The organism is Paenibacillus sp. Y568, from assembly GCF_059445545.1.
Genome location: NZ_JCAIUM010000008.1, coordinates 81,981 through 108,374 on the forward strand (window position 1 = coordinate 81,981; position 26,394 = coordinate 108,374).

Here is a 26,394-nt window from a genome sequence, read left to right on the forward strand (position 1 = left end):
CAAAGCATGATGAAAACTTTTTTAATATCAGGATTATACTAGAAAAAGGACAACTCTATCTCCCTTTTACCAAGATAGTAATCCCAAATAAACAAAAGACCGAGAACCAGATATTTCTGGCTCTCGATCTTTTGTTCTTATCTTAATCTCTACAACAAACTATTTAATTACAAACAATTTAATTTGTTGAAAACCGAATGTACTTACGCTTTTCTGGCTTCCAGGAATAAATATATCAATTCGATTACCCTTTATAGCAGAACCTGCGTCGGTTGCTGTAGCAATAAAGGCATCACTAGGAAGACCATTGAAATCATGTCCAGTAACCAATACTTTCGTTCCCATAGGAATAACATTAGGATCTACTGCGATCGTACCTAGTTTAAGTGGATTTCCGAAATAATCAACGGCTCCCCATTTACCATTTTCACTTGCAGCGGCTGAGTAAGCAGACGCTTTAACATTTAATGTTTTACTATAGTTAAAGGTCTTACCCCAAGCTTCTACTACCTTCTGATCTGATGATACGACTAGGTTAGAATCTGCCGATTTCGCAGGTGCAGCGGATGCTGTGTTCTTCACCGTCGGTATAGTTAATTTAATCCCAACATTAATATTGTTTGCTTTAACATTCGGATTGGCATTGATCAATTTATCAAGATTTACACCATATTGTTGAGATAGTTTGTAAAACGTGTCTCCGTCTTTGGTGATATGTACAGCATCAGCATGAATCGGTGTATTTTGAACGACCAATGCGACACCCATCGCCGCTACCATCATTTTCATTTTTCTGAATTTCATTGTGTTATGTTCCTCCTTGTTTTTAACGCCTGCGAAGTTAGCTGTCGGATTCGGATTGGGAGTCAACCCTACGCACACGAATTTATGCGATTCACCCCAAGGTGCGAAGAACGGCTACCAGTTGTTCTTGTACACGCCTATTACATCCCCCACACTTTCTCTTCGAAAGTTTTGGCTCAACAAATATATCACAATTTTGTAACCAGGAAATATGTAATAATTTACAATAGTGCTTTAACAACAGAAATTCGCGTTTTTTCGCACGAAAAAACAGGTGTAAAAATGACGAATATGTCATTTTTACGCCTGCTTATTCTCAACTTAATTTAGGAGTTTAGATCAAGTCTACCTTTACAATACTTTACTAAGAAATTCCTTGGTCCGCATGTTCTTAGGGTTACCAAATACCTCTTCAGGTGAACCTTGCTCCGAAATGCGACCTTCGTCTATGAACAGAATCCGATCCCCAACTTCACGTGCGAATCCCATTTCATGGGTCACAATAACCATTGTCATGCCTTCGAAAGCAAGTTTCTTCATAACTTCGAGAACCTCGCCTACCATTTCAGGATCTAGTGCCGAAGTTGGCTCATCAAACAACATGACGTGAGGTTGCATCGCCAGTGCGCGTGCAATCGCTATACGCTGTTTCTGTCCACCTGATAGTTGATTAGGGTATACATCCTTTTTGTCCGACAAGCCGACGGTTTGCAAAAGGTTCTCAGAAATGAGATCAGCTTCAGCTGCAGACTGCTTTTTAACCGTAAGTGGGGCTATCGTAATATTTTGGCCCACGGTTTTATGTGGAAAAAGGTTAAAGTTCTGGAACACCATTCCCATTTTTTCACGCGTTGCATTGATATCATGATTCGGAGCCGTAATAGACTCCCCTTCGAACAGAATCTCACCAGATGTCGGTTGCTCAAGTAGATTTAGACAACGAAGTAAGGTACTTTTACCAGAACCAGAAGGACCAATGACAACGACGACTTCACCTTTATTGACGAACAAATCGATCCCCTTGAGAATGTCTACTTTTCCATATGATTTATGAAGATCTTTAACGGTTATCACTAGCACTCAACTTCCTTTCAACGCGATTCAGAATCTTAGATAAAGTAAATGTCAGTACAAAATAAATGGCCGCAGCAATAATGAATGGGCTAAGACCTTGATACGTTATGTTCTTAACTACACCTGCTTGGTACATAATATCTACCATCCCAATAACCGAGATGATCGATGATTCTTTAATAATGGTAATGAATTCGTTACCGATCGCTGGAAGAACAGCTTTAAATGCTTGAGGCAAAATAATATGACGCATCGCCGTTCCACGTCGCATTCCAAGTGACCGAGCAGCTTCCATCTGTCCTCGATCCACACCTTGAATCCCTGCTCTAAATATCTCAGCTAGATAAGCAGAACTATTGATGGATAATGTGATAATACCGGACTGTAGCGGTGAAAAGTTAATCCCTAACGTTAAAGCTAGTCCGTAATGAATGATCATGAGCTGCACAAGCATAGGAGTACCACGCAATATCTCTACATATGCTGTTCCTAACCACTTCACAATTCGAATATTTGTCATCCGTAATAAAGAAATGAATAATCCAATAATGAAACCAAATAATACTCCTAGTGCGGATAATAAGAGGGTATATCCGATCCCTTTTGCATAGTAGCTACGATATTCCCAAGCCGTAGTAAAAATATTTCCTGAATCCTCTTTCAGATCCGCGTTACCTGCTGCTAATAGACTTGCTTCTTTAACCATTTCATCAATAGCACCTTCACTCTTCATGCGAGCAAGCGATTCATTAACGGCATTCAGAAGCTCAACATTCCCCTTCTTAATACCAATGGCTGCTTGGGACTCAGAATTATCTGGGACAGCTTCGGATAGAACCATCTCTGAGTCAAGATAACCTTGAGCTACCGTGTCTTCTACAATAACAGCATTAACACGTTTCGTCTGAAGCTGTAATATGATATCTGGGATTTTATCCAAAGAAGTCAGTTGTGCACCTGGAATGCTTTGGCCAATTCCTTCTTGAATGGAACCCTTTTGGACACTAATTTTCTCGTTCTCAAAATCCTTCATGGTTGGATATTTATCTTTATCTTCTGCTCTAACGATCATAACCTGTTGCGCTTTATAATAGTTATCAGAGAAATCGATGCTTCTACGACGTTCTTCTGTTGGTGTCATTCCTGAGATAACAAAGTCTACTCTACCGCTCTGTAGCGCAGATAGTAGGCTATCAAATGCCATATCCTCAATAACTAACTCGGCTCCCATATCTTCTGCAATCCGTTTAGCTATAGATATATCGAAACCAACAATTTGGTCTTGCCCATCTATTGTTTTGTGGAATTCATACGGTGCAAACTCAGCGCTTGTGCCCAGAACCAACTTTTTAGCTGTTCCCTCTTCGGCGCTAACCATTTGTGTCGTGTGAAAACCCGCTGTTATCAAGATGATAGTGCTTAGTAGAAAAACAATCATACGAGTTATTTTCTTCAACTTTCTTTCTCCCCTTACTTTTTTACACTTATAATATTTATACAGAACATGAACCATCATAAGTCAAAATGCATGATTATGCAATGACATTCCATTGGCAACCAAGGTTTTCCTAACATTTTGATACAAAATCATACAATTCTGATGCATAGACTCTACAAAAAAATTCATGTTATAATATAGAGCATTGTTAAATCTTCATACACACAGAGGAGTTGCCCTAATGAGTACTAAAAGCACGATTTCCAACACAATAGATCAATTTGCTTCGCGCTTCAAAGAAATTTCATTATATATCGGTGCAAATCCGGAACTCGGAAATGAAGAATTACTGGCCTCTGCTCGATTGAAAGAAGAACTTACCTATCACGGATTCACCGTTGAGGCTCCGATACTCGGTATTGAAACAGCATTCATCGGTACCTATTCATCTAATAAGCCTGGTCCTACCATAGCCTTGTTATGTGAATATGATGCACTACAAGGACTTGGACATGCTTGCGGTCATCATCTGATCTGTATGATGAGTCTAGGAGCTGCTGTTGGTCTTAAATCCGTGATTGATACTATTGGAGGAACCATTCGTGTATTTGGTACTCCAGCGGAAGAAACACGTGGTGCAAAAGTTCCAATGGCTGCTGCTGGGCTTTTTGACAATTGTGATGTGGCGTTGATGACTCATCCTTTTTATGCATTCGAGAAATCAGGACAATCTCTTGCTATGGATGCTATACAATTTGAATTTTATGGTAAGTCATCCCATGCTGCAGCGAGTCCACATGAAGGAGTAAATGCCCTTGATGCAGTCATTCAAACTTTTAATGGGGTTAACGCTTTCCGACAACAAGTGAAAAGCAGTGTACGTATACACGGGATTATTAATCATGGAGGACAAGCTGCTAACATCATTCCAGACTATGCTTCTGCTCAATTCTACGTTCGTGCAGCTACACGTAAAGAACTGAACATCTTAACAGATCGCGTGCAACAAATAGCACAGGGTGCGGCACTACAAACAGGCTGTCGTGTAAACATTTCAAATTATGAAACATCCTATGATGAAATGATTACAAACGAGCACCTGTCTGATACATTTACGTCCAACCTAGTAGCATTGGGAATTAACCAAGAGGACATCCAAACAGGTGATGATCACGGCTCCATGGATTTAGGTAATGTATCCTTATGCTGTCCATCTATTCATCCTTATATTAAGATTATTAATGAGAAACACATGCTTCATACGCCAGAATTCCGTGATCTTGCTATGGAAGATCTGGCATTAGATGGCATGATTCTAGCTGCGAAGGCATTAGCAGGAACAGCATATGACGTTATCACCCAGCCAGAGTTACTTGCACAGATTCAATCGGAGTTCCAACAAAGACAACAATAGTTAAATTTTTAGGGTAAACCGTAAATTGAAAATCTTTTGATGAGGTAGCCAACTTATCAAAAAAATACTATACACACAAAATAGCAGCTCAAGGCGTTTTATCCTTGAGCTGCTATTTGGCTTTGCTTGTTACAGCATTACCAGAACCTGAAGCACAACAGTAAAATACCGTTTCAAGCACATCCTTCATTCGCTTTGAATAAAAGCGATTGCTGGGGTCCGGAAATCTGGGCGTTTTTGTCCCGCCAACCACATCAATGGAGGTTTTATCTAGTAGACGAGAAAAATAAATACGCTGAGTGTATCCCTAAACAATAACCTTCGTGAGCATTTTGGGATGATAACTATATTGAATGTATAAAGAAATCCACTCCCGTGTGAATTGTTAATGGTACTTCCATTTAAACAAAAAGGACGATTTCATTTGTTGTTTTCGTTTGAAAAGTTAAAGAATGTGCTTAAATTAGCGCAGAGGACGGAACGATTTCGTAAAAGCGATAGCGGTCACCTACAAGCTTTCCAAAGGAAAGCTACTTCGAAAGCATATGCTGTCTCTAAATTTCAACCGCTGAGAGTTTCAATTCAGAAATTCGGAGACCACAGCGATTGGAGAAACGGTCCGTTCGCGGAGCGTTCTCGCAGAACACCTATTTTTTTGGGCACCCTCCTTTTCGCACATATTCCACATTTTCTTCATAACATATGACATTCGCCCGCCTATTTCCATCATCACTTGGTACAAAATAGCCTAAATTGGTTACTAATTCCAAAAGGTTGAGGAGGTGTTGTCATGTTGTTGGAAGCCTTGTATCATGTTGCACGAGATAAGTGGGCTTACGCTTATGATCCCTCAACGATCCATTTACGTGTTCGCACGAAGCGCAATGACGTTGATACCGTTGTCGCATTGACTGGGGATAAATACGATTGGGATCGAACTTATTTTGAGATTACTATGGAGAAATTGGCATCTGATGATATGTTTGACTATTGGGAGGCTGCTGTTCGCCCAAAATATAAACGATTATGTTATATATTTCGTGTAACCGATGGCATAGACACGGTATTCATGCTGGATAATGGTATTACGACAGAATGTCCTCAACCTGCGGGGTCCTATTATGAGTTTCCTTACATACACGAGATCGATGTGTTTAAAGTGCCTGAATGGGCTAAGGAAGCTGTATTTTATCAAATTATGCCGGAACGTTTCGCCAATGGTGACACTACGATTGATCCAGATAACTCGGAACCTTGGGGAGGCGAACCATCCTTCACAAATTTCTTCGGTGGCGATTTGCAGGGGGTTCTAGATCATCTAGATGACCTAGTGGAACTTGGAATTAATGCAATTTATTTTACCCCCCTCTTCCTTTCCCCATCTAACCATAAATATGACATTGTTGATTATAAGCTGGTCGATCCTCATTTCGGAGATAATGCGTTACTTAAAAAGGTCGTTGAAACATGTCACGCCCGAGGTATTAGAGTCATGCTTGATGCTGTGTTCAACCATTGCAGCGATCAATTTCCACCCTTTCAGGATGTACTCAAGCATGGGGATCAATCGAAATACACGAATTGGTTCCATGTCAACCAGTTCCCAGCTCATGTCCAAGATGATGGTATTGCCACATATGATACGTTTGGATTCTTTGGCCATATGCCTAAATTCAACACGGCTGATCCAGAAGTAAAGAAGTACTTACTGGATGTAGCCGAATACTGGATTAAAGAGATTAAGTTGGATGGTTGGCGCCTTGACGTTGCTAATGAAGTCGATAATCATTTCTGGAGAGACTTCCGCCACGTTGTAAAGAACGCTAATCCCGATTCCTATATTGTAGGTGAAGTATGGAGTGACTCCCTTACTTGGCTTGTTGGAGATATGTTCGATTCGGTCATGAATTACCCATTTGCAGATAAAGTATTACAGTTCTTCAATGGGGGTATGGATGGGATTACATTCGCTAATCGTGTAGGTTCAATCTTGATGCGCTACCCCCAGCAAACGAACGAAGTCGTATTTAATATGTTATGTAGCCATGATACAGGTCGACTCTTAAACCGTGTAGGAAATGACACACGCAAACTGAAACTTTCAGTCGTATTTTTATTTACATTCATGGGAACACCTTGTATATTTTATGGCGATGAAGTTGGATTAACGGGTGGAGACGATCCCGAGTGCCGACAATGTATGATATGGGACCCTGAGAAACAAGACCGTGAATTATTCCATTTTTACCAAGCCATGATCTCACTCCGCAAGCGAAACCATGCACTTCGACAAGGGCGATTTCGCTTTCTAAAAGCAGACCCCGAAGATGGGCGTATTATATACGAACGTGTTGATGAACAAATTCATTTCACCATCTGGATGAACAATACAGATAGCCCACAAATCTTATCCCATCCCATGGTTACAACCGATTGGAAAGATGCCATGTCAGAAGAGGATGTCGTTCCTGAGGAAGGTATCATGAATATTTCTCTTGACCCTTTCGGTTATCGGATCTTATATCGCAATTTATAATCATAAGGACACGTAAACAAAAACGGTAGATCAAGGATACATCAACCTTGACCTACCGTTTTTTAGTTTTATTTTTAAGATTCCAGCGTTGGTGTCTCAAACTTCCCTGTAATTCGTTCATATATATCCATATACTCCCGTGCAGAGACATTCCAGCTATAGTCACCATTGAACGCATTTTTGGTTATTTTCCGCCAGTGTTCAGGCTGATGATAGAAGGATACGGCTCGACGAATCGTATACATCATATCATGCGCATTAAATGCACCAAATGTAAATCCATTCCCTTCACCCGTAAATTCATTATACGCATAAACCGTGTCATTCAAGCCACCAGTCTCACGAACGATGGGAATACTACCGTATCGTAGAGCCAACAATTGACTGATCCCACAAGGTTCGAACCGGGAAGGCATGAGGAATAAGTCACTAGCTGCATAACATTTACGTGATAACTCTTCATTAAAAGTAATCTGAGACGATAATTTGTTTGGATAACGTCCCGCAGCCTCTCTGAACCATTGTTCATAAGAAGCGTCTCCTGTGCCCAATATGACTACTTGTACATCATCGTAATAAAGGAGTTCGTCTAATGTTCTAATGAGCAAATCAAGCCCTTTAGAGTCCACTAAACGGGTGACCATCGCGATGAGAGGTATTTTAGGCGCAACGGGTAAGTTCAGTTGTTTCTGTAATTCAATTTTATTATCTTTTTTCTTATCCAGATTCGTACGATACTTCGTATATATATAAGGATCGTTTGCTGGATTATAACTTTTAGTGTCAATACCATTGACGATTCCACTCAATTTGTCGCCTAAAGATGATAGCAGACCATCGAGTCCATATCCATAATATGAAGTCTGAATTTCTTTAGCATATGTAGGACTTACTGTCGTAACATGATCGGAGAAGGTAATGCCCGCCTTCATGAAGTTCACATTTCCAAAGTATTCTACGCCTAGGTAATAACGATTATCCAACTCCATGAGTTCGCCCATAATCTCATAAGGAAATACACCTTGATATAGAAGATTATGAATCGTGAATACGGTACGCATATTAGAATAAAAAGGATCATGACGATAATGTGCATCCAGTAACAATGGCATCATCGCTGTATGCCAATCATGGCAATGCAACACATCCGCTTGGAAATCCACTACATGCATCACTTCTAATACGGCACGATTGAAAAATGCAAACCGTTCACCGTCATCCATATATCCATAAACACCATCACGCCCGAAATAATACTCATTATCTACGAAATAGACAGGTATGCCATCGTGAATAATTCTTTCAATTCCACAATATTGGCGCCGCCAACCTACCTGCACATCCACTTCAGCAAGATGCGTCATGGCATCCCTATATTCTTTAGCGATTCCATGATACTTAGGTAGAATGACTCGCACGTCAACGCCACTGTTATGAAGTGCTTTCGGAAGAGCCCCAATCACATCAGCCAGTCCACCCGTTTTAATAAAAGGTACAGATTCTGCTGCAGCAAACAATACGTTCATGATCATTCTCCTTTACTCTATTCTTGATTTTCTAACTCTAGGTTCCTTTTTATACACCAACATACTGAGCGGCGGAATTCTGAGTACAATGCTTTGCTTCTGGTTATGCCAAGGGACTTTTTCGGTTCGCAAGTCCGACTCGATGGTTACACCTTCTCCACCATATTCGACCTGATCTGTATTGAATACACATTGGTAATTTCCTGTTCGCAACATGCCAATGCGATAATTCTCGTGTAAAATGGGTTGAAAATTAATGACAATAATGAGATCATCTGAAGGTTTCTTTCCTTTGCGTATATACGAAATCACACTCTGTGAATGATCATCTGCACTAATCCACTGGTATCCATCTAACACATGATCCAGTTCCCATAATGCTTTCTCATCTTTATAGAAATGATTCAATGCAGCCGTATAGGCTTGTGTCTGACGATGTTTATCATAAGACAGTAAGAGCCAGTCCAACTGTTCTTGATCTTTCCATTCAATAAATTGGCCGAATTCGCCACCCATGAATAATAGCTTTTTACCAGGATGAGTCATTTGATACCCGAGCAATAACCGAAGTCCGGCAAATTTCTCCTCATAACGACCTGGCATTTTATCTAACAGAGATTTCTTACCGTGAACTACCTCATCATGTGATAACGGAAGCGCGAAATTCTCTGAATAGGCATAACAAATGGGGAAAGTTAGTAAGTTATGTTTGTTCGGTCTCTCCGAGAAGGGCTTCTCAACATAATCTAAAGTGTCGTTCATCCAACCCATATTCCACTTATAATTGAACCCCAATCCATGATCTTCAATCGGAGCTGTGACACCAGGCCATGCACTAGATTCTTCAGCCATCATTAACGCATGCGGGTGATATTGAAATACCGTTGTATTCAGTTGCTTTAGAAATGCAATGGCCTCTAGATTCTCAAGCCCACCCTTTTCATTCCTCTGATACTGCTCCTCTCTCTTCTCAAAATCAAGACGAATCATGCTCGTTACAGCATCTACGCGAAGCCCATCAATGTGATACATATCTAACCAGAATAAGGCGTTTGAAATCAGGTATGAGACAACTTCAGGTTTACTATAATCAAAAGAGAGCGTTCCCCAGCCAGGTTTCTCCGCTTTATAAGGATCACTGTACTCATATAATGGAGCCCCATCAAACATTCGTAATCCATGGGCATCTTTAGCGAAATGTGCAGGTACCCAATCCATAATGACACCTAGTCCGGCTAGATGACATTCGTCTACCAGAAACATGAAGTCCTGTGGTGAACCAAAGCGACTTGTTACTGCAAAAAATCCCGTCCCCTGATACCCCCAAGATAAATCATAAGGATGTTCACTTAAGGGCATAAACTCAATATGTGTGTATCCCATTTCTTTCACATATGGAATGAGTATATCGGCCATTTCCCGGTAAGAATATAAGGTACCATCCTCTTTCTGTCTCCATGTTCCTAAATGAACTTCATAGATGTTAAGTGGTTTCTGGAACGGCTGTTTTAATTTCCTAATCCATGATGTATCTCTCCACTTATATCCATCTATCTCGGACACTACAGATGCTGTTGCTGGTCTTAACTCCGCTTGAAAGGCATATGGATCAGCTTTTAGAAAAGGATTACCGTCAGGGCCGGTAATATGATATTTGTATAAAGTTCCAAGCGGTATCCCTGGGAAAAACCGACTCCAAAGTCCGGTTTCGGGTATCTTATATAAAGAATGATTGAACCCATTCCACGCATTCTCATCCATGGCTAGTCCTACGTGGGATGCATGTGGAGCCCATACGGTAAAACGAACACCAGCTTGTCCCTCTTCTGTTGCCGGATGTGCACCAAGGAAGCGGTAGCTATGATGTGATGTTCCTTCATGGAATAAATAAATTTCGTCCGATGAGATCACTTCATCCAAATAATTTAGCAAAGTTTTCACCTTCTCCTTTATGTATAGTACATCCTTACATCCTTATCATTACCCTATTCTAATCATCTTGAAAATATAAATGATATTCTGAATCTAATTTTGTAATAATTTCATAAGTTTTTCAATATACTCGTTTCATGTGTGTATTAAGCAGGTTATATATGACGTATCACCAAATCACATTTTCATAAAAAGTGGTGTCACGTTAAAACGTAACAGTAAACTTCACACAGCTGTCAATGATTCATCATCATAATTTACTACAATAACTTAGATTTCAATTAGGGAGGGACGCAACATGAATAAAAAAGAATGTATTGCCATGCTACTTGCAGGCGGAGAAGGTCGCAGATTAGCGCCCTTAACTTCAGAAATGGCCAAACCAGCAGTTCCATTTGGTGGCGGCTACCGTATTATTGATTTTCCATTAAGTAATTGCGTTAATTCTGGTATTGATACTGTGGGTGTTCTCACCCAATATGAAGCACAATCATTACATGAACATATTGGTAATGGTGAACCTTGGGGTCTTCATAGCGATGGAGATGATGGTGTCTCTCTTTTACCTTCCTATAGTACGGGTAAAGAATATTTAGGCACAGCAGATGCTATATACAAGAACATCAAGTATATAGATCGTCAAAATCCTGAACATGTTCTTATTCTTTCTGGAGATCATATTTACCATATGGATTACAGTGAAATGTTGCAACAACATAAAGATAATAATGCTACGGCAACAATATCTGTTATGGAAGTACCATGGGAAGAAGCGAGTCGCTTCGGTATACTCAATGTTGATGCAGAATCACAAATTACAGATTTCACAGAAAAACCTGCACATCCTGAAAGTAATTTAGCTTCTATGGGGATTTATATCTTTAAATGGTCCTATCTAAAACAATTATTACTGGATGATGCAGCCAACTTAACTTCTTCACATGACTTTGGTAAAGATATCATTCCAACGATGCTAAATAATCAAGATGCCCTGTTTGCATTCAGATTCAAGGGTTATTGGAGAGATGTTGGTACGGTTGAAAGTCTGTGGGAAGCTCATATGGACTTATTAGATAACACCGTTGATTGGGAATTACATAAGTCTAATTGGCCTATGTTCAGCCGCCCATGGAGAACGAAATATAGTCAGCCACAAAAGATGAAAGTTGGTAACTCATCTAATTCTATCGTATCTGATACGTGCTCGGTAGACGGTAATACTGAGAAATCCGTTGTGTTTTGTGGTGCAGAAATCGGTAAATCCTCAGTTATTAAGAATAGTGTCATTATGCCTAACGTTAAAATCGGGCGTAATGTTATCATAGAACGTGCAATCATTGGTGAAGGAGCCGTAATCAAAGATGGTTCAGTTATCAAAGGATCTGTAAATCATGTCGTTGTTGTAGGACCACGTGAGATTGTATTCCGGAAACCTACCGTGCGTACTCAACCCGCTCGTATTCTTCAAGAAGTATATGAGAAATCAACACAGCTTCATGCACAAGGTTTATAAAGAGAGTAACAACTACATTGCCTATATTGTAATAAAGAGCGAATTCCAATTGGGATTCGCTCTTGTTGTGATTATCGCTATTCTACCTGAAAATGTAATTAAAGTACAGTTAATGTCATTCATTTTCCAATTCTTCCGAAAGAGGTAACATGACCGTAACCACGGTTCCCCTTCCTAATTCACTGTTAATTCCCATCGTACCTTGATGCAATTCTACCAATTGTTGTGTGATAGCAAGCCCTAGTCCTGTTCCACCATTTAGAGGATTTACTTGAAAGAATCGATCTCGCACCCTATTTAAGTGCTCTTCACTTATTCCTACTCCATCATCCTGAATCTCAATCTCGACCTGTTCAGGATAACAATTCAATACAATTCGAATATTACTGTTTTCGTTAGAGAATTTAATGGCGTTATCAACAAGGTTAAGGAATACTTGTTTAAGTCGATTAGCATCGCCATTTACAATTGGGTTCTCGTCTGATTCCAATACAAGTTTTATGTTCTTAGTTTCCGCTTTCGTCCACATGTTAAGCATTATTTCTTGTAAAAGCTCCTTAAGAACCACTCTAGCCATGACTAATCTCATTTCATTTTGTTGAAGTTTCGAGAAGTCCAGAATTTCTTCTACTAGACCGATTAGCCTTGCGGTCTCTTTTGTTATAATCTTTATACCGATCTTCGTCTCATCAAGGTCATATCCACCTGAAGTGATCGTTTCACTCCATCCCTTGATACTCGTTAGTGGTGTTCTAAGCTCATGTGAAATGGATGAAATGAAGTCATCTTTAATCTGATTACTTCTAATGATCTCTTGGGCCATATGGTTAAGTGTACTTGCCAATTCACCTAATTCATATTTATAATCTCCCTTAACTCTTGCCTTATATTTACCCTTAGCCATTTGAGCCGATACCGCTGTAATATTATTCAATGGTTTGACGATGGAATTCGCAAGAGCCAAACCTAATGCCAGAACTACAGCTAATACAGCTGCACCAATTGAGATGGAGATTAATGTCACATTAAATAATTTATCATTTAACGTTTTTAAAGAAGTTGTATATCGCAGAATATAAGAGTCTTCCCCACCGATTTGTATTAATTTCGATACTGCCATAACGTCCTCATTAGTGGATGGTTGTCTTCCTACCCATCTACCCACATTTCCAGCAATAGCTTGTGGGATATCACTCGTTGTAAGTGAAGTATCCGCTTGAAATTCTGTTGTATTAATGAGTACATTACCCTTGGTATCCAATATTTGCAGTTCGGTATTATCCAATTTAAAATTCAATAACATATCTGATAATACATTCGAATCCTCTTCTTCAATCAAACGGAAATAATCCTCAGCATTTGTCACATTAATCTTGATATGACTATACACAGTATCATAATAATAGGTTCTCATTGCTAATAAGAAAATCACTTCGACGAGAAGAATCGCCGTAAACACTACAATGAAATAGTGAAGGACGATCTGTCTGCGAATACCCTTCTTAATCATTGTACCTTACCCTTCCACTTATACCCATGCCCCCATACGGTTTGCAAAAATTCCGGCTCTGAAGGGTTTTCTTCGATTTTTTGACGTAATCGTCTGATATTCACATCTACGATCTTAGGGTCACCCATATACTCTCTACCCCACACATGATCTAGAAGAACATCCCGACTCAAAGGAGTAGTCTCCTTTTCTAAGAAAAATTGAATGAGCGAAAATTCTGTAGGCGTTAGTTCAATAGTCACACTATTCTTCTTAAATTGTTTGGTGATAAGATCTAATGAGAATGGTCCTGAGTGAAAACTAACCTTTGCTGAACTTTCCCGATGAACATTCACACGACGTAACAAAGATTGAATTCGCGCGATTAGCTCTGTGGGGCTAAACGGTTTACTAACATGATCATCCGCGCCTACAGACAGAGCATATACTTTATCCTGCTCCTGAACTTTCGCTGTTAAGAAAATAATTCCTATCCGTTCATTGCTCTCTCGTATCCGTCGGCACACTTCGAACCCATCGATACCAGGTACCATGACGTCTAAGAGTGCAATATCAATATCAGGTATCGTCGTGAATTTCTCAATAGCCTCATACCCATCCGCTGCCTCTACAACCTCAAATCCATTTCGCTTTAAGTTAACAACAATAAAACTACGAATAGACTCTTCATCTTCCAAAATCAGAACTTTACTCATCCTTATTTCCTTTCCTCTCGATCGGAGCAACGTCCGTCTCCACTTTTTTATTTTTATTAAGCTCAAGATTCACATCATTACTCTTATATGCAACTACTTTATCGCTCACTTTAACGAGCAATTGCCAGTCACTATGACCCTTATCCCATTCTGATTGCGTGAAGAATTGGATCTCTGCAATAGTTTTATCTGTATCTGACATGACAAAACGTAAATATTGATCTTTATTTGATTTCGTGTCAATGGTTACGATATTATGCCATTCTGGAGGAAAAAAGTTAAGAAGGAACCTGTTCTTATGATCATGGTATTGTTGTCTTACAAAGGTCATTCCATCCTCACCATCCCATTGATAGTAAGAAAAGAACCAAGGAATCTCATCAAAACTAAAGTGTTCCCAGCCTTTAGGTGTTTCCAATATCCCAATTTCATATATACCATCTGAATTCACATCTTCACTATAAATCTGAATATCCTTATAGGTCTGATCATCATTAAGGACTGGCGTTAATTTATTGTCCTCCATAACGATCATTTCCGAATACCAATACCCAGAACTTGATCCACTTGCAGCATCTAAGATAATACCTTTCTTATCTTTTGCTACATTTCCTGCGACAACATTGTAATAACTGTTCACGTTTTTATCTAAATCTAATGTATCCAACTCTTTGAAAGCTTCATTATACTGATAAGTTGTCATCCTAGCATATTCATTACGCTTTAACGAAACGACCGTAATATCATTTAATCCATCGCCATTCAAGTCATCGATCACATAATTGGTATACGATTCCTCTAACTCTTTTACAAGATGATCGCCATGATAAGTATAGATGACTAGCCCGCTCTGAAGCTTTTCCTCACCTCTAGAGAATCCAGCAATCATGTCGATACTTCCGTCATTCGTTACATCACTAAATCTTAATGATTCCAGTACTTTTCCTTCCCCATCAAAGGATATGGTCAGCACCCATTCGCCATTCTGATTCTCAAATATTGAACCGTGCAATTGTACTGCTTGATCCGGAGTTTCATAAAATACGATAACTTCCTTCTTCCCATCACTGTTGAGATCTGCAAAACGAATCAAACTCGTGTTATCGTTATCCCGAGCCCGAATTAACGCCGCTCCTTTAGGAAGCTGTGATGTTATAAATGCCCGAAGTGATTCATTCTCAGCAGAAATCTGCGGTGTCTTCATTAGAGATACCGGATCACTGATGATGCTACAACCTCCAAGAATAAACAATGCCAAGCAAGCAGCACATGCCCGGGTTAAGCATGATTTGTACACCTATATCACTCTTTTCTATAAGAGGTTGTTCAAAAAGTCATCTTTTGATCACGAAGTATACCAAGAAGCTTATTCGACATCGAATATTGAATTCAGCCGGTCCTAGCGTATGCTTTCGAAGTATGTTTCCTTCGGAAACATTTCAGGTGCTCACGTAGGTACTGCCTACGCTCCGCTCCTCTCTCCCTTACTTCATCCAATCTTCTGAATCGTTTTGAAAAAACGCAGCATCGTAAGCATATTCTTGGTACTGAAAATTTGACTTTTTGAACACTCACTATATATACCGCTCATAAATTTAGATCATATTCTTCTCGCGTTGGGTTAGACGTCGACCTTGAACATCGAACATGATTTCCCCTTTAGAGAGTCCTATAATTCGACTTCCGTATCTTTCAGCAAGTTCAAGTGGGAGCACCGTTAAGACAGTCACTCTCTCTTCCTTACACAATGTTCTAAGCTGCTCAAGTACACTTTCAACAGATTTAGGATCTAGACCTATAACCGGTTCATCTGCTAGAATCACCTGCGCACCATGAACTAGAGCTCGAGCGATAGCGATCCGTTGACGTTCTCCACCACTTAACTGACCTGCCTTGTAATGAGCTTTCTCAAGTAGCCCTAGATTCTCTATTACATCCATAGCACCCATGTAATCATCCGACCTCACCATGCCTGTAAGCATACGCCACCAAGGTGTTTGACCAGATTGTCCGACAAGGACATTCTTAAGTGCCGTCCTTTTGAGACTAAACTCAGGGTTCTGTTCCAAGTATGCCCATTCTCTTCTAATTTTCATTTTACCTTTTAAACCTAATTTAAATATGTCATCCCCATCTACCATAAATGTTCCTTCATCCCATTTGGAGTGAAGGGATAGGCAGCGTAATAATGAAGTTTTCCCGCTTCCGCTTGCCCCTACGATGGTAATCATCTCACCTTTATGAAATTGAATATTCACATTATGTAGAATGGGCTGTTTATCGATTCCAACAAATTTAGTTAAGTGTTCTACTTTGATCATGACTATAACTCTCCTCTAGGTCCTTTCCTATAGTGTATTGGAAAAGACGTTGAAATTCCATGCGAACAATTGTTCTATTCTCTTTGTTTCGACGGTGAATACCAGAATCCTGCTAATCCAAACAATAAATAAGAAAGGCCAAGCATGATAAACAACCCTTCTTCCCAGTGATAGAACATGAAGATTCCACTTAAACTAGGACCTACAATACTTCCTATATTAAATTGAAATGATGCCACGACATTGGCCGCTGGTAACAAATCACGTGGTAACACATCTGCCGCATAAGCAAGACCTAACGAGAAGAATGAACCGATCAATCCACCCGCCAACATCATCAATATGATGCATGCTATGAAATGATTACCGACAGACGGGATGAGTGAAAAAATAATGCCCCCCGCAATGCCACACCACATTAAACACTTCTTTCTTCCAAAACGATCACTTAATATACCTAGCGGAAGCTGTAGTAAAAGCCCACCAATTCCAATCGCGGGAAGTAAGGCAGATATTTGCCCTTTACTATAACCAATCTGTAAACCATATAGTGGGAAACTACTGTTCATACTTGCTTCCATATAACCATAAAGCAATGCAGGAATGAGCGCATACCAGGCGATCCGATAACTTCGACGAAAGCGATGTTTCTGATTCACTGTACCTGATACCTTCTCAGGACGTTCATTGGGAAGCTTCAACACTACGAAAATTAATACGACAACTAGACATAGACTTAAGACGATAAAAGGGACTTCTTTTCCAAAAGAGAGCAATTGAATTCCCAGTGGACCTAGACTGAATCCCAACCCATAAGACATTCCATAGATCGATAAGTTTCTGCCTCTATTCTTAGAAGGAGAGGACATAATCACCCACAATTGTGAGGCATAGTGTAATGCACTATCTCCAATTCCAATGATGAGACGAAGTACAAACCATAGTCTTATATCGGGGATCCAGGGAAACAAAAGTAAGGTAACCAGGACGAGAACAAGGCCTCCGACGATTAATTTTTTAAAGCCTAAGGCTCCTAGTGTTTTCTCTGCTACAAGTGTCATCGCAAATGAACCTATGTATAATGCTGCTGCATTTAAGCCGTTCATGAATTCCGACACACCCATCTGATCTAGAAAAATAGCCAGTACGGGAAGCAACATCCCTTGGGTAATTCCTGCCACTACGATTACAGCAATGAGTATGAGATAATGTGTACGTGTCACATTTTGATGCATATGATTAGTCGTGCTGGTATTTACTGACACCGTTATTTCCCCCTTAAACTAATCCACATTATAGTGGACAACCCCTATCTGAACAAGCCATAATAAAAGAAGCTTTAGAAATGACGGAAAGGTATGTGTAACATGAACTATAAAGTGAAAGTCGATGTTTCATCGATCTACGAACTTATGGCGAGTTTTATGGTGTATGTGTCAAAAAAATGGACTGACAATATGGATATGGGGCCAGAGTGGGTACAAAAGGTCGAGTGTCAGCTACCAAAGGATGTACGCTCTAAGTTTGCACCCGCATCATCATGGCCATTTAATGATTATGACGTGTTATATACATGGGCACTCTTCAGACAGACAGGAGATGACGTCGAACCTTTTCTTCACTATTTGATGGAATGTAGTGTGGATGATTTGTTCGAGATATCCTCACCTGCCATTCCAACGATGTCCTTGGATGATGTTAGTCGCATTCGGAATGACTACGTCCCTTTATTAAATCTGTGGTATATCCATTACTTCAAAGATGTTGAAGATGATATAAGACCACTAATTGAAGAAGATGCAATGGAAAAAAGAGCTCTTATAACCAAAATGGATCCTGAACATTTAATTGAATATGCCTCAGGCGGGTTAGTCGTGGAAGATATGCCCGATTTACATACGGTATTCCTATTCCCCACGGTTCATAATCGACCCATTAATACGTATTGCTTCTATACCAACATGTTACTCATTCAATATTCAGTAGATGTGCCTGAAGAACATGAAGATGAACCACCCATGTGTCTTTCGCGCATGACTCATGCTATATCTGATCAACATCGACTCCGTTTATTACGTTATGTCGCGGATCAACCCAAGTCTTTTACCGATATGCAACGAGATTTAAATCAAGCTGTAGAGACACTGAAGCATCACCTCATGATTCTTCGAGTAGCCGGATTTCTACGCATCCATCTCGGTGATCACAACAATGAGAAATTCAGTATTCGTCCCGATGGTGTGGCCGAACTTCAAATATTCTTAGAGTCGTATATACATCTATAGGAGTGATTCACATATGAAACCAAGACAACAAATTCTATTCGATCTGGATGATACACTTATTCATTGCAACAAATATTTTGGGCTCGTTCTAAGTGAATTTTATCAATTATTGCAAGATTGGTTCGTTGAATATGAACTTACAACTTCTGAAATTCGCGACAAACAAATCGAGATTGACATCGCTTCTGTCCACATCGTTGGATTTAAAAGTGGCAACTTCCCTACATCTCTTATTGAAACGTATCGTTTCTTTAGCCAAAAGTGCCATCGCATGACCCATCCACTAGAGGAAGAGCAACTTCTAAAGTTAGGACTTAGTGTTTATGATCTGGAAGTTGAGCCATACCCAGGCATGGTTGAGACACTTGAAACTTTGAAGAGTGATGGTCATCAGCTGTATCTCTATACAGGTGGAGAGACTGCCATTCAGCAACGTAAAATTGATCAAATGAAATTAAATATGTATTTCGATGAGCGAATTTACATTCGTGAACATAAAAACACACACAGCTTAGAAAAAATTCTACATGCTGGAGCGTTTGATCGTTCCTCAACTTGGATGATTGGTAATTCTCTAAGAACGGATGTCATTCCCGCACTAACCGCAGGGATCTGCAGCATTCATATCCAAATATCGAATGAATGGGAATACAATATTGTTGATCTTGAGAAATCCCCAGAGCATATACTATATACCGTTACATCGATTCATGAGGTTCCAGAAATGATTGAGCACAAAATACAGCAAGAGATACAACAACGGACCCTAAATTAATGGGATCCGTTGTTTTTTTTCTCACAATTAGTTCACCTTATTGTTCAATGGTTAAATCACCGGTGTCTAAATTTGCGATGATTAGACGAGCTTCCGTGGCTGTTCCATCTTCGAGTGTGAGTTTCAACTTACTGGTCTTCCCCTTATCAATTAAGGCTCTAACTTGTGCATCGGTTAATGCTCGTCCATAATTTTCTTTCCAGATGACAAATTTACAACCTTCTTTATAGTGGGAACAACCATATCCCTTACGACCCATGAATATCATCCCCCCACAACCAGGGCGTGGACACTTAGCAATGACTTGCGGTGACGATGATTCTTGTTTTTCCACTTTTTCTTTTTTCTTAGAAGCTGTTCTAGCCCCTCCAGCTGGCGCTGACGAACGTTTCTTCGCTCCAGGCTTCTGTGCTGAATCGTCACTCTCAAACGATGTCTTAGACGCTCTAGATTGGACACGAACCTTATCTACGATCATGGTTGCAAATTTCTTCACATTTCCCATGAATTGTTCATCCGATGCTGTACCTCGGGAGATTTCATTCAACCTACGCTCCCATTGACCCGTCATTTCAGGTGAGGTCAGAAGATCGATACCTGCTCCACGAATTAATTCGATAGCCGTTCTTCCTTTTTGCGTAATCTGAATTCTCTTCCCTTGCATATCGACATAACCCACACTTTTCAATCGCTCAATAGTTGCTGCGCGTGTTGCTGGGGTCCCAAGGCCTGAGTCTTTCATAGCATCACGTAACTCTTCATTCTCGATCTGTTTACCCGCACTTTCCATCGCTTTTAGGAGAGTACCTTCCGTATAATGTTTCGGAGGTTGAGTATCCTTCTCTTTTACAATCGTATCTGAACAAGTTACACCCTCACGCTCTTGAATCATGAAAGGTTCGTTAACTTCGGTCTCTTCTTCCTCTTCTTCATCCTTGTCTTTTCCCTTAGACTTCTTAACCTGTTCCTTCTTCTGATCTCCAGTAATAACCTTCCATCCTAAACTTAACAGCTCTTTTACGGTTGTTTTGAACACTTCACCTTCGACTTCAGTCATGACGGTATGTACTTTATATTCAGCCGGAGGATAGAAATGCGATAGAAATCTTCGAACGATCAAATCATATAGTTTCTGTTCATCTGGGCTAAGATTCGATGCCTTTCGATGAGTAGGAAGTATCGCATGGTGATCTTCTACTTTTGCTGGATTACAAATCGACTTATTTCCCGTATGAACTAGATTACGATTGGCTCCCGCTACCAGATCAGAATACGATGTCCCTTGTAAGACAGAGAGTGTTTTGTGCATTTCCGGAATATTCTGTTCCGTCACATAGTTTGAATTCGTCCGGGGATAAGAAATAACTTTGTGTTTCTCATAAAGTGCTTGTGCCGTATCTAATGTTTTCTTTGCAGAAAAAGAATATTTGGCGTTGGCCTCACGTTGCAGAAGCGTCAAATCATACAATTTGTAAGGATACTCTTTCGTTTCCTTCACTTCATATGATGCAATCTTACCTTGTTTACCCTTCACTTTGGTGGCTAAGGCTTCAACTTTGGCTTGATCGGTCATCCGTTCGCCCTGCCACATCCCTTTATACGTGTTCTCATGCTGCGCGAAATGGCCTTCAAGTTCAAAAAACTTTAACGAGTCAAAAGCTTCGATCTGCTTCTGTCGATCATAGATTAGCGCAAGAACAGGTGTCTGCACCCTACCTACGGATAAAAGAACATTGTGTTTCGTTGTGAAAGCACGTGAGCCGTTCATCCCAATTAACCAATCCGCTTCACTACGGGCTCTTGCAGCTTTGGTTAAATTCTCATACTCTGATCCTTCTTTCAGCTCCGCAAAACCTTTTCTTATCGTTTCAGGAGTTAGATCAGAAATCCATAATCGCTTCACGGGTTGACTCAGTTTCAAATGTCGTTGAATGAGTGAAAATATATGTTGACCTTCTCGTCCAGCATCGCATGAATTAACGAGAAGATTACTTCGCTTTGCTAATTCGTCAATGACCTTGAGTTGATCGATTGTTCTTTTATTAGGAACTAACTTAAATAAATCAGGAATAATTGGAAGATCATTAATATTCCATTTTTTATATTTATCATCATATGCATCAGGTTCAGCTAGACCAATTAAATGGCCGATAGCCCATGTAATAATATATTGATCACCTTCTAAGTAAGATCGGTGATTCTTCGCTTTGGGTTCTATAGCTGCAGCTATGTTTCGACCCATATCAGGTTTTTCTGCAATAATGAGTGTCTTCACTTACTTGTCACTCCTTAATTAATATATGTAATAATCTCAATGCAACGCATTCTATCGTATCATATTATAGTTATGTTAACTAATAAAAGTTGTTAAATAAAAATGCTATGAACATTGTCATATCCGAATATCCGAGTGCTTAAACAAACTTTTTTAGTATCCAGTGGTAATATCACCATAAGAATACTTTAAATTTCATATTTTCCTCCATTGTGTTAATGTCGTGAAAGTATAAATATTGACGAATAATGTCGATTAACGACCTGCGAATGATAGTATTAAAATTCCTCAAACTTCCCAAAAAAACACTATTTGAGTGACAACTTACAATTAATACGACTTTTATGTTGACAAAAAGCTAGAAATAGGAATAAAATTCAATAAGTGGTTACGCAAAATTTGTCGAATAATATATATTATTGTCGTCATAATTCGATGAATCAATAGGAGGAAAAATTATGTTAAAAGCAACGGGTATTGTAAGAAAAGTAGATGAACTAGGTCGTATTGTATTACCGATCGAATTACGTAGAACGCTAGGAATTGAGATTAAAGATGGTTTAGAAATTTTTGTTGATGGTGACCGTATCGTCCTCAAAAAATATGAACCTTCATGTATTTTCACAGGAAATGCAGAAGATCTGATCTATTTCAAAGGTAAAATGATTAGTAAAGCTGCAATGGAAGAAATGATTACTGTCTACAATCAATCATTCTCTAAACAATCATAATCGTAAAAACGAATTACATATATTCTATTAACGATATGAAAAAAAAGGGATTGCTCACTAATGTCAGTCTATTGACCTTAGTGATCATTCCCTTTTCTTCTATACCAAATCATCAAAACAGTAGGCTGAAGATTACTCCTTCAGCCTACTGTTTGTTATATATATCGATAAATGCTTAAGCTAGACTAGCACTGTTGAACCCATTAAGAATTTATCTACTTCACGAGCAGCTTCGCGTCCTTCGTTAATGGCCCATACCACTAAACTTTGACCACGGCGCATATCGCCTGCAGCAAACACTTTATCCACATTAGTTGTATATCTACCTTTATGTGCTTTCACATTCGAACGGCGATCCGTTTCCAGACCCAACTGCTGAATCATCGTCTGTTCAGGACCATCAAATCCGATTGCGATCAGAGCCATCTGTGCTTTAAAAATACGCTCTGTGCCAGGAATCGGTTGATAAATTTTGCATCCTGTTTCATCAACGATTCGTTGGATTTGAACCGTATGCAACTCTTGGAGTTGACCTGATTCATCCCCTACAAACTTTGTAGTCATGATCGAGAACTCACGTGGATCTTGACCATAAATAGCCTTCGCTTCCTCTTGTGCATAATCTAAAGTATATACATTTGGAAATTGTGGCCATGGATTACCCAATGGATCACGTTCTAGTGGCGCTTTTTCATGTGTACCAAACTGTGTAATGCTACTACATCCGTGACGTAAAGACGTTGCTACACAGTCAGAACCTGTATCCCCACCACCAATTACAATGACATCTTTATCTTTGGCAGATATATAATTTCCATCTTCCAGACCTGAATCTAGAAAGCTCTTAATCGTTCCGTTCAAATAAGTCATTGCATAATGTACACCTTTTAGATTAGAACCTTCAATATTGAACTCACGAGGTTTCGTAGCCCCTCCGCAAAGTACCACAGCATCATATTCGTCCACTAGTTGCTGCGCCGGTATGTTACCGCCAATCTCAGCATTCGTTACAAATTGGATACCTTCTGCTTCAAGAATATCTACGCGCCGTTGGACAACACCTTTATCAAGCTTCATCGCCGGAATACCATATGTCAACAATCCACCAATACGATCTGCACGTTCATAGACCGTCACGTTATGCCCTGCTTTATTAAGCTGAGCTGCTGCTGCAAGTCCTGCAGGACCTGAACCTACAAGCGCTACACGTTTACCTGTACGTCTCTCAGGCGGCTTAGGAACAACCCAGCCTTCCTCAAATCCTTTATCGATAATAGCTTGTTCAATCGTCTTGATCGTAACGGGTTGACCAATCAACCCAACAGTACAAGAACCTTCACAAGGTGCTGGGCAAACACGACCTGTAAATTCCGGGAAATTATTCGTCTTGTGAAGGCGATCTAACGCCTCTCTCCACAAGCCACGATAAATCAAATTATTCCATTCAGGAATAAGATTATTCACAGGACAACCTGACGTTCCACCTGCCATATCAACCCCTGTATGACAATAGGGTGTTCCGCAATCCATACAACGAGCACCCTGCGTCCGAAGCTCCTCTTCAGACATATGCTTATGAAACTCTTCCCAATCCTTAATCCGCTCCGTTGGATCACGATCGATAGGAAGCTGACGACTATATTCCATAAAACCTGTTGGCGTAGACATGACCCAATTCCCCCATCCGTTCTCTCTTTAAAGGCATAATTATTTATATAATTTTATAAATATGCTATCTCTTAAAAAACATTATATTTTAATTATATTAGCATTCTGATGACGTATTATTAATGGATTATCCGCCTAATTATTTGTACTATTTAACGCCAACATCACACAACATGGAAGCCATTAACATTTATTGCGGTCATAGATATAAAAGTCATAATCATAAAGATTCTTCTCATCTCTAATCCCTGGGATCTTCTCGGTAATGCTCCACTCCGACCAGTCCACATCTGAAAAAAAGGTATCTCCCGCGAAATCTTCTTCAATTCTTGTCACTAAAAGACGATCAGCGTAAGGAAGCCATTTCTCATAAATTTGTGCACCACCAATGATCATAAGCTCTTGATTATTTGCATAATCTAACGCTTCTTCTATACTATGAATAACTTGGGCTCCCTGTGCAGTATATTCTTTATCCCGAGTCATGATTATATTAAGGCGATCTTTTAAAGGTTTGCCACCAAAGGATTCCCACGTTTTCCGTCCCATAACAATCGTTTTCCCTAGTGTTTGTTGTTTAAAAAAAGCCATATCCCGCGGCAAATGCCATGGCATGCCGTTGTCTTTTCCTACAACACCATTTCTTCCCATAGCCCATATCATGGTAATGCTCATTTAGATCCTTCCCTTCTATATAGCTACTGGAGCCTTAATTCCAGGATGGTACTTATAATTGATAAACTCGAAATCTTCAAACTTGTAATCAAAGATAGACTCCGGTGTACGCTTTATTTCTAATGTTGGTAAATCAAACGGTTCACGTTGCAGTTGCTTCTGAACTTGATCCATATGATTTGAATAAATATGCACATCCCCACCAGACCAGACAAACTCTCCCACTTCTAACCCACATTGATGTGCTACCATATGTGTCAGCAAGGCATAGCTAGCAATATTGAATGGAAGGCCTAAGAACGTATCTACAGAGCGCATAGTAAGCATACAAGATAGCTTCCCACCGGCTACATAGAATTGAAATACAAAATGGCATGGCGGAAGTTTCATTTGATCTATTTCAGCCACGTTCCAAGCACTTACAATATGTCGACGTGAATCGGGATTATTCTTGATCGCTTCAATAACGTTCGCGATTTGATCAATTCGTTCGCCACTTGGAGATTCCCACGATCTCCACTGTGAACCATACACTGGGCCCAATTCTCCGTGTTCATCGGCCCATTCATCCCAGATCGACACACCATTTTCCTTCAAGTACTTTATATTGGTATCACCACTAAGGAACCATAACAACTCATGAATCACCGATTTCAGATGGATCCTTTTGGTTGTTAAGAGCGGAAATCCTTTGGATAGATCAAAACGTAATTGGCGACCAAATACAGACACCGTTCCTGTGCCTGTCCGATCTTCCTTAGGTGTACCGTTGTCTAGTATATCTTGTAGTAGTTCTAAATAATTCTTCACTGATTAGAGCACCTCACTGTAATTTATATCTGTTACATTCATTATTCTAATGATCTCAATTATTCTAAGTTTAACAGTAAGTATCAATAAAATAAATATATACACTTCAATAAATGAAAATATATAGAGTCTTGTAGATGTCCGCTACGGTGACGGATTGTCCTTCCAATCGCTGTCGCTTCTTCAGGACAATTCCGTCACCTTCGCTACTACGAAGGTTGTCATTACTTAATCTAAAGAAGCTATTCTTGATTTGAACTCTCCTTTAAAGCAGATATAGAAATTGCGCTATCAAATCTGATGAATGTAGTTGGCTGATAGGATAAATCTTATCGTCATAACACCACCGAGAATTAGCTACAAGAAATGTAGATTGTCTTTATGTTGTATTGTCGAAAAAGTTTGAAAAAAT

General features: G+C 39.7%; 20 protein-coding genes, 1 pseudogene and 1 riboswitch. Of the genes and pseudogenes, 6 read left to right on the forward strand and 15 right to left on the reverse strand.

Features of this window, described 5'->3' with window-relative positions; translation table 11 throughout:
• Nucleotides 1-159: 159 nt before the first annotated feature.
• From AC1D7X_RS13015 to AC1D7X_RS13025, 3 genes are all read right to left on the reverse strand, one after another.
• On the reverse strand, nt 160-804 hold the full coding sequence (locus AC1D7X_RS13015) for a 3D domain-containing protein (protein WP_495475382.1): 645 nt from the start codon (nt 802-804) through the stop codon (nt 160-162).
• 11 nt (nt 805-815) lie between these two features.
• Nucleotides 816-991, reverse strand: a riboswitch (cyclic di-AMP (ydaO/yuaA leader).
• Between the two features lie 164 nt (nt 992-1,155).
• Nucleotides 1,156-1,878: an amino acid ABC transporter ATP-binding protein gene (locus tag AC1D7X_RS13020; protein ID WP_495475383.1), complete on the reverse strand. Its 723-nt coding sequence runs from the start codon at nt 1,876-1,878 to the stop codon at nt 1,156-1,158.
• Nucleotides 1,865-3,334, reverse strand: a complete 1,470-nt coding sequence (locus AC1D7X_RS13025) for an ABC transporter substrate-binding protein/permease (protein ID WP_495457214.1) — start codon at nt 3,332-3,334, stop codon at nt 1,865-1,867. Before AC1D7X_RS13025 ends, AC1D7X_RS13020 begins: the two co-directional genes overlap by 14 nt.
• A gap of 223 nt (nt 3,335-3,557) precedes the next feature.
• On the opposite strand from AC1D7X_RS13025, the gene AC1D7X_RS13030 reads away from it, so the two are divergent.
• Nucleotides 3,558-4,730, forward strand: coding sequence for a M20 family metallopeptidase (locus AC1D7X_RS13030; protein ID WP_495457215.1), 1,173 nt, complete (start codon nt 3,558-3,560; stop codon nt 4,728-4,730).
• A 163-nt stretch (nt 4,731-4,893) separates the two neighbouring features.
• Here AC1D7X_RS13030 and AC1D7X_RS13035 read toward each other — a convergent pair.
• Nucleotides 4,894-5,076 (reverse strand): annotated as a pseudogene (locus AC1D7X_RS13035) (transposase); the annotation flags it as partial.
• A gap of 444 nt (nt 5,077-5,520) precedes the next feature.
• Between AC1D7X_RS13035 and AC1D7X_RS13040 the strand changes: the two are divergent.
• Complete coding sequence (locus AC1D7X_RS13040; RefSeq protein ID WP_495475384.1) at nt 5,521-7,266, forward strand: alpha-glycosidase; 1,746 nt, start codon at nt 5,521-5,523, stop codon at nt 7,264-7,266.
• A gap of 74 nt (nt 7,267-7,340) precedes the next feature.
• Here AC1D7X_RS13040 and glgA read toward each other — a convergent pair whose 3' ends face one another.
• Together glgA and glgB are read right to left on the reverse strand one after the other, a co-directional pair.
• A complete protein-coding gene (gene glgA, locus AC1D7X_RS13045) occupies nt 7,341-8,792 on the reverse strand; it encodes a glycogen synthase GlgA (RefSeq protein ID WP_495457217.1) in 1,452 nt (483 codons plus the stop codon).
• Between the two features lie 12 nt (nt 8,793-8,804).
• Nucleotides 8,805-10,724, reverse strand: coding sequence for a 1,4-alpha-glucan branching protein GlgB (gene glgB / locus AC1D7X_RS13050; protein ID WP_495475385.1), 1,920 nt, complete (start codon nt 10,722-10,724; stop codon nt 8,805-8,807).
• 298 nt (nt 10,725-11,022) lie between these two features.
• On the opposite strand from glgB, the gene AC1D7X_RS13055 reads away from it, so the two are divergent.
• Nucleotides 11,023-12,237 (forward strand): glucose-1-phosphate adenylyltransferase, encoded by a 1,215-nt coding sequence (locus tag AC1D7X_RS13055; RefSeq protein ID WP_495475386.1) that lies wholly within the window; start codon nt 11,023-11,025, stop codon nt 12,235-12,237.
• A 115-nt stretch (nt 12,238-12,352) separates the two neighbouring features.
• On the opposite strand, the gene AC1D7X_RS13060 is transcribed toward AC1D7X_RS13055, so the two are convergent.
• The 5 genes from AC1D7X_RS13060 to AC1D7X_RS13080 all read right to left on the reverse strand — a co-directional run bounded on the left by AC1D7X_RS13060 (nt 12,353) and on the right by AC1D7X_RS13080 (nt 17,998).
• Nucleotides 12,353-13,747, reverse strand: a complete 1,395-nt coding sequence (locus tag AC1D7X_RS13060) for a sensor histidine kinase (RefSeq protein WP_495457220.1) — start codon at nt 13,745-13,747, stop codon at nt 12,353-12,355.
• Complete coding sequence (locus AC1D7X_RS13065; protein ID WP_495457221.1) at nt 13,744-14,442, reverse strand: response regulator transcription factor; 699 nt, start codon at nt 14,440-14,442, stop codon at nt 13,744-13,746. The genes AC1D7X_RS13060 and AC1D7X_RS13065 overlap by 4 nt, the downstream gene beginning before the upstream one ends.
• A complete protein-coding gene (locus tag AC1D7X_RS13070) occupies nt 14,435-15,739 on the reverse strand; it encodes a hypothetical protein (RefSeq protein WP_495475387.1) in 1,305 nt (434 codons plus the stop codon). The genes AC1D7X_RS13065 and AC1D7X_RS13070 overlap by 8 nt, the downstream gene beginning before the upstream one ends.
• 298 nt (nt 15,740-16,037) lie before the next feature.
• Nucleotides 16,038-16,763 (reverse strand): phosphonate ABC transporter ATP-binding protein, encoded by a 726-nt coding sequence (locus AC1D7X_RS13075; protein WP_495457223.1) that lies wholly within the window; start codon nt 16,761-16,763, stop codon nt 16,038-16,040.
• A 74-nt stretch (nt 16,764-16,837) separates the two neighbouring features.
• Nucleotides 16,838-17,998 carry an MFS transporter gene (locus AC1D7X_RS13080; RefSeq protein WP_495475451.1) on the reverse strand — a complete coding sequence of 387 codons (1,161 nt, stop codon included), beginning with the start codon at nt 17,996-17,998 and terminating at the stop codon, nt 16,838-16,840.
• A 132-nt stretch (nt 17,999-18,130) separates the two neighbouring features.
• Between AC1D7X_RS13080 and AC1D7X_RS13085 the strand changes: the two genes are divergently transcribed.
• Together AC1D7X_RS13085 and AC1D7X_RS13090 are read left to right on the forward strand one after the other, a co-directional pair.
• Entirely contained in the window at nt 18,131-19,048 is a 918-nt protein-coding gene (locus AC1D7X_RS13085; RefSeq protein WP_495475388.1) for an ArsR/SmtB family transcription factor, read from the forward strand.
• Nucleotides 19,049-19,061: 13 nt separating this feature from the next.
• Nucleotides 19,062-19,823, forward strand: a complete 762-nt coding sequence (locus AC1D7X_RS13090; RefSeq protein ID WP_495457225.1) for an HAD family hydrolase — start codon at nt 19,062-19,064, stop codon at nt 19,821-19,823.
• Between the two features lie 37 nt (nt 19,824-19,860).
• On the opposite strand, the gene AC1D7X_RS13095 is transcribed toward AC1D7X_RS13090, so the two are convergent.
• Nucleotides 19,861-22,098 carry a type IA DNA topoisomerase gene (locus tag AC1D7X_RS13095; protein WP_495457226.1) on the reverse strand — a complete coding sequence of 746 codons (2,238 nt, stop codon included), beginning with the start codon at nt 22,096-22,098 and terminating at the stop codon, nt 19,861-19,863.
• A 458-nt stretch (nt 22,099-22,556) separates the two neighbouring features.
• Here AC1D7X_RS13095 and AC1D7X_RS13100 point away from each other — a divergent pair, with 458 nt between their 5' ends.
• Nucleotides 22,557-22,829, forward strand: a complete 273-nt coding sequence (locus AC1D7X_RS13100; RefSeq protein WP_495457227.1) for an AbrB/MazE/SpoVT family DNA-binding domain-containing protein — start codon at nt 22,557-22,559, stop codon at nt 22,827-22,829.
• A gap of 180 nt (nt 22,830-23,009) precedes the next feature.
• On the opposite strand, the gene AC1D7X_RS13105 is transcribed toward AC1D7X_RS13100, so the two are convergent.
• From AC1D7X_RS13105 to thyA, 3 genes are all read right to left on the reverse strand, one after another.
• Nucleotides 23,010-24,497 (reverse strand): glutamate synthase subunit beta, encoded by a 1,488-nt coding sequence (locus AC1D7X_RS13105; protein ID WP_495475389.1) that lies wholly within the window; start codon nt 24,495-24,497, stop codon nt 23,010-23,012.
• 183 nt (nt 24,498-24,680) lie between these two features.
• On the reverse strand, nt 24,681-25,172 hold the full coding sequence (locus AC1D7X_RS13110; RefSeq protein ID WP_495457229.1) for a dihydrofolate reductase: 492 nt from the start codon (nt 25,170-25,172) through the stop codon (nt 24,681-24,683).
• Between the two features lie 15 nt (nt 25,173-25,187).
• Nucleotides 25,188-25,982 carry a thymidylate synthase gene (gene thyA / locus AC1D7X_RS13115; RefSeq protein WP_495457230.1) on the reverse strand — a complete coding sequence of 265 codons (795 nt, stop codon included), beginning with the start codon at nt 25,980-25,982 and terminating at the stop codon, nt 25,188-25,190.
• Between the last annotated feature and the right edge of the window lie 412 nt (nt 25,983-26,394).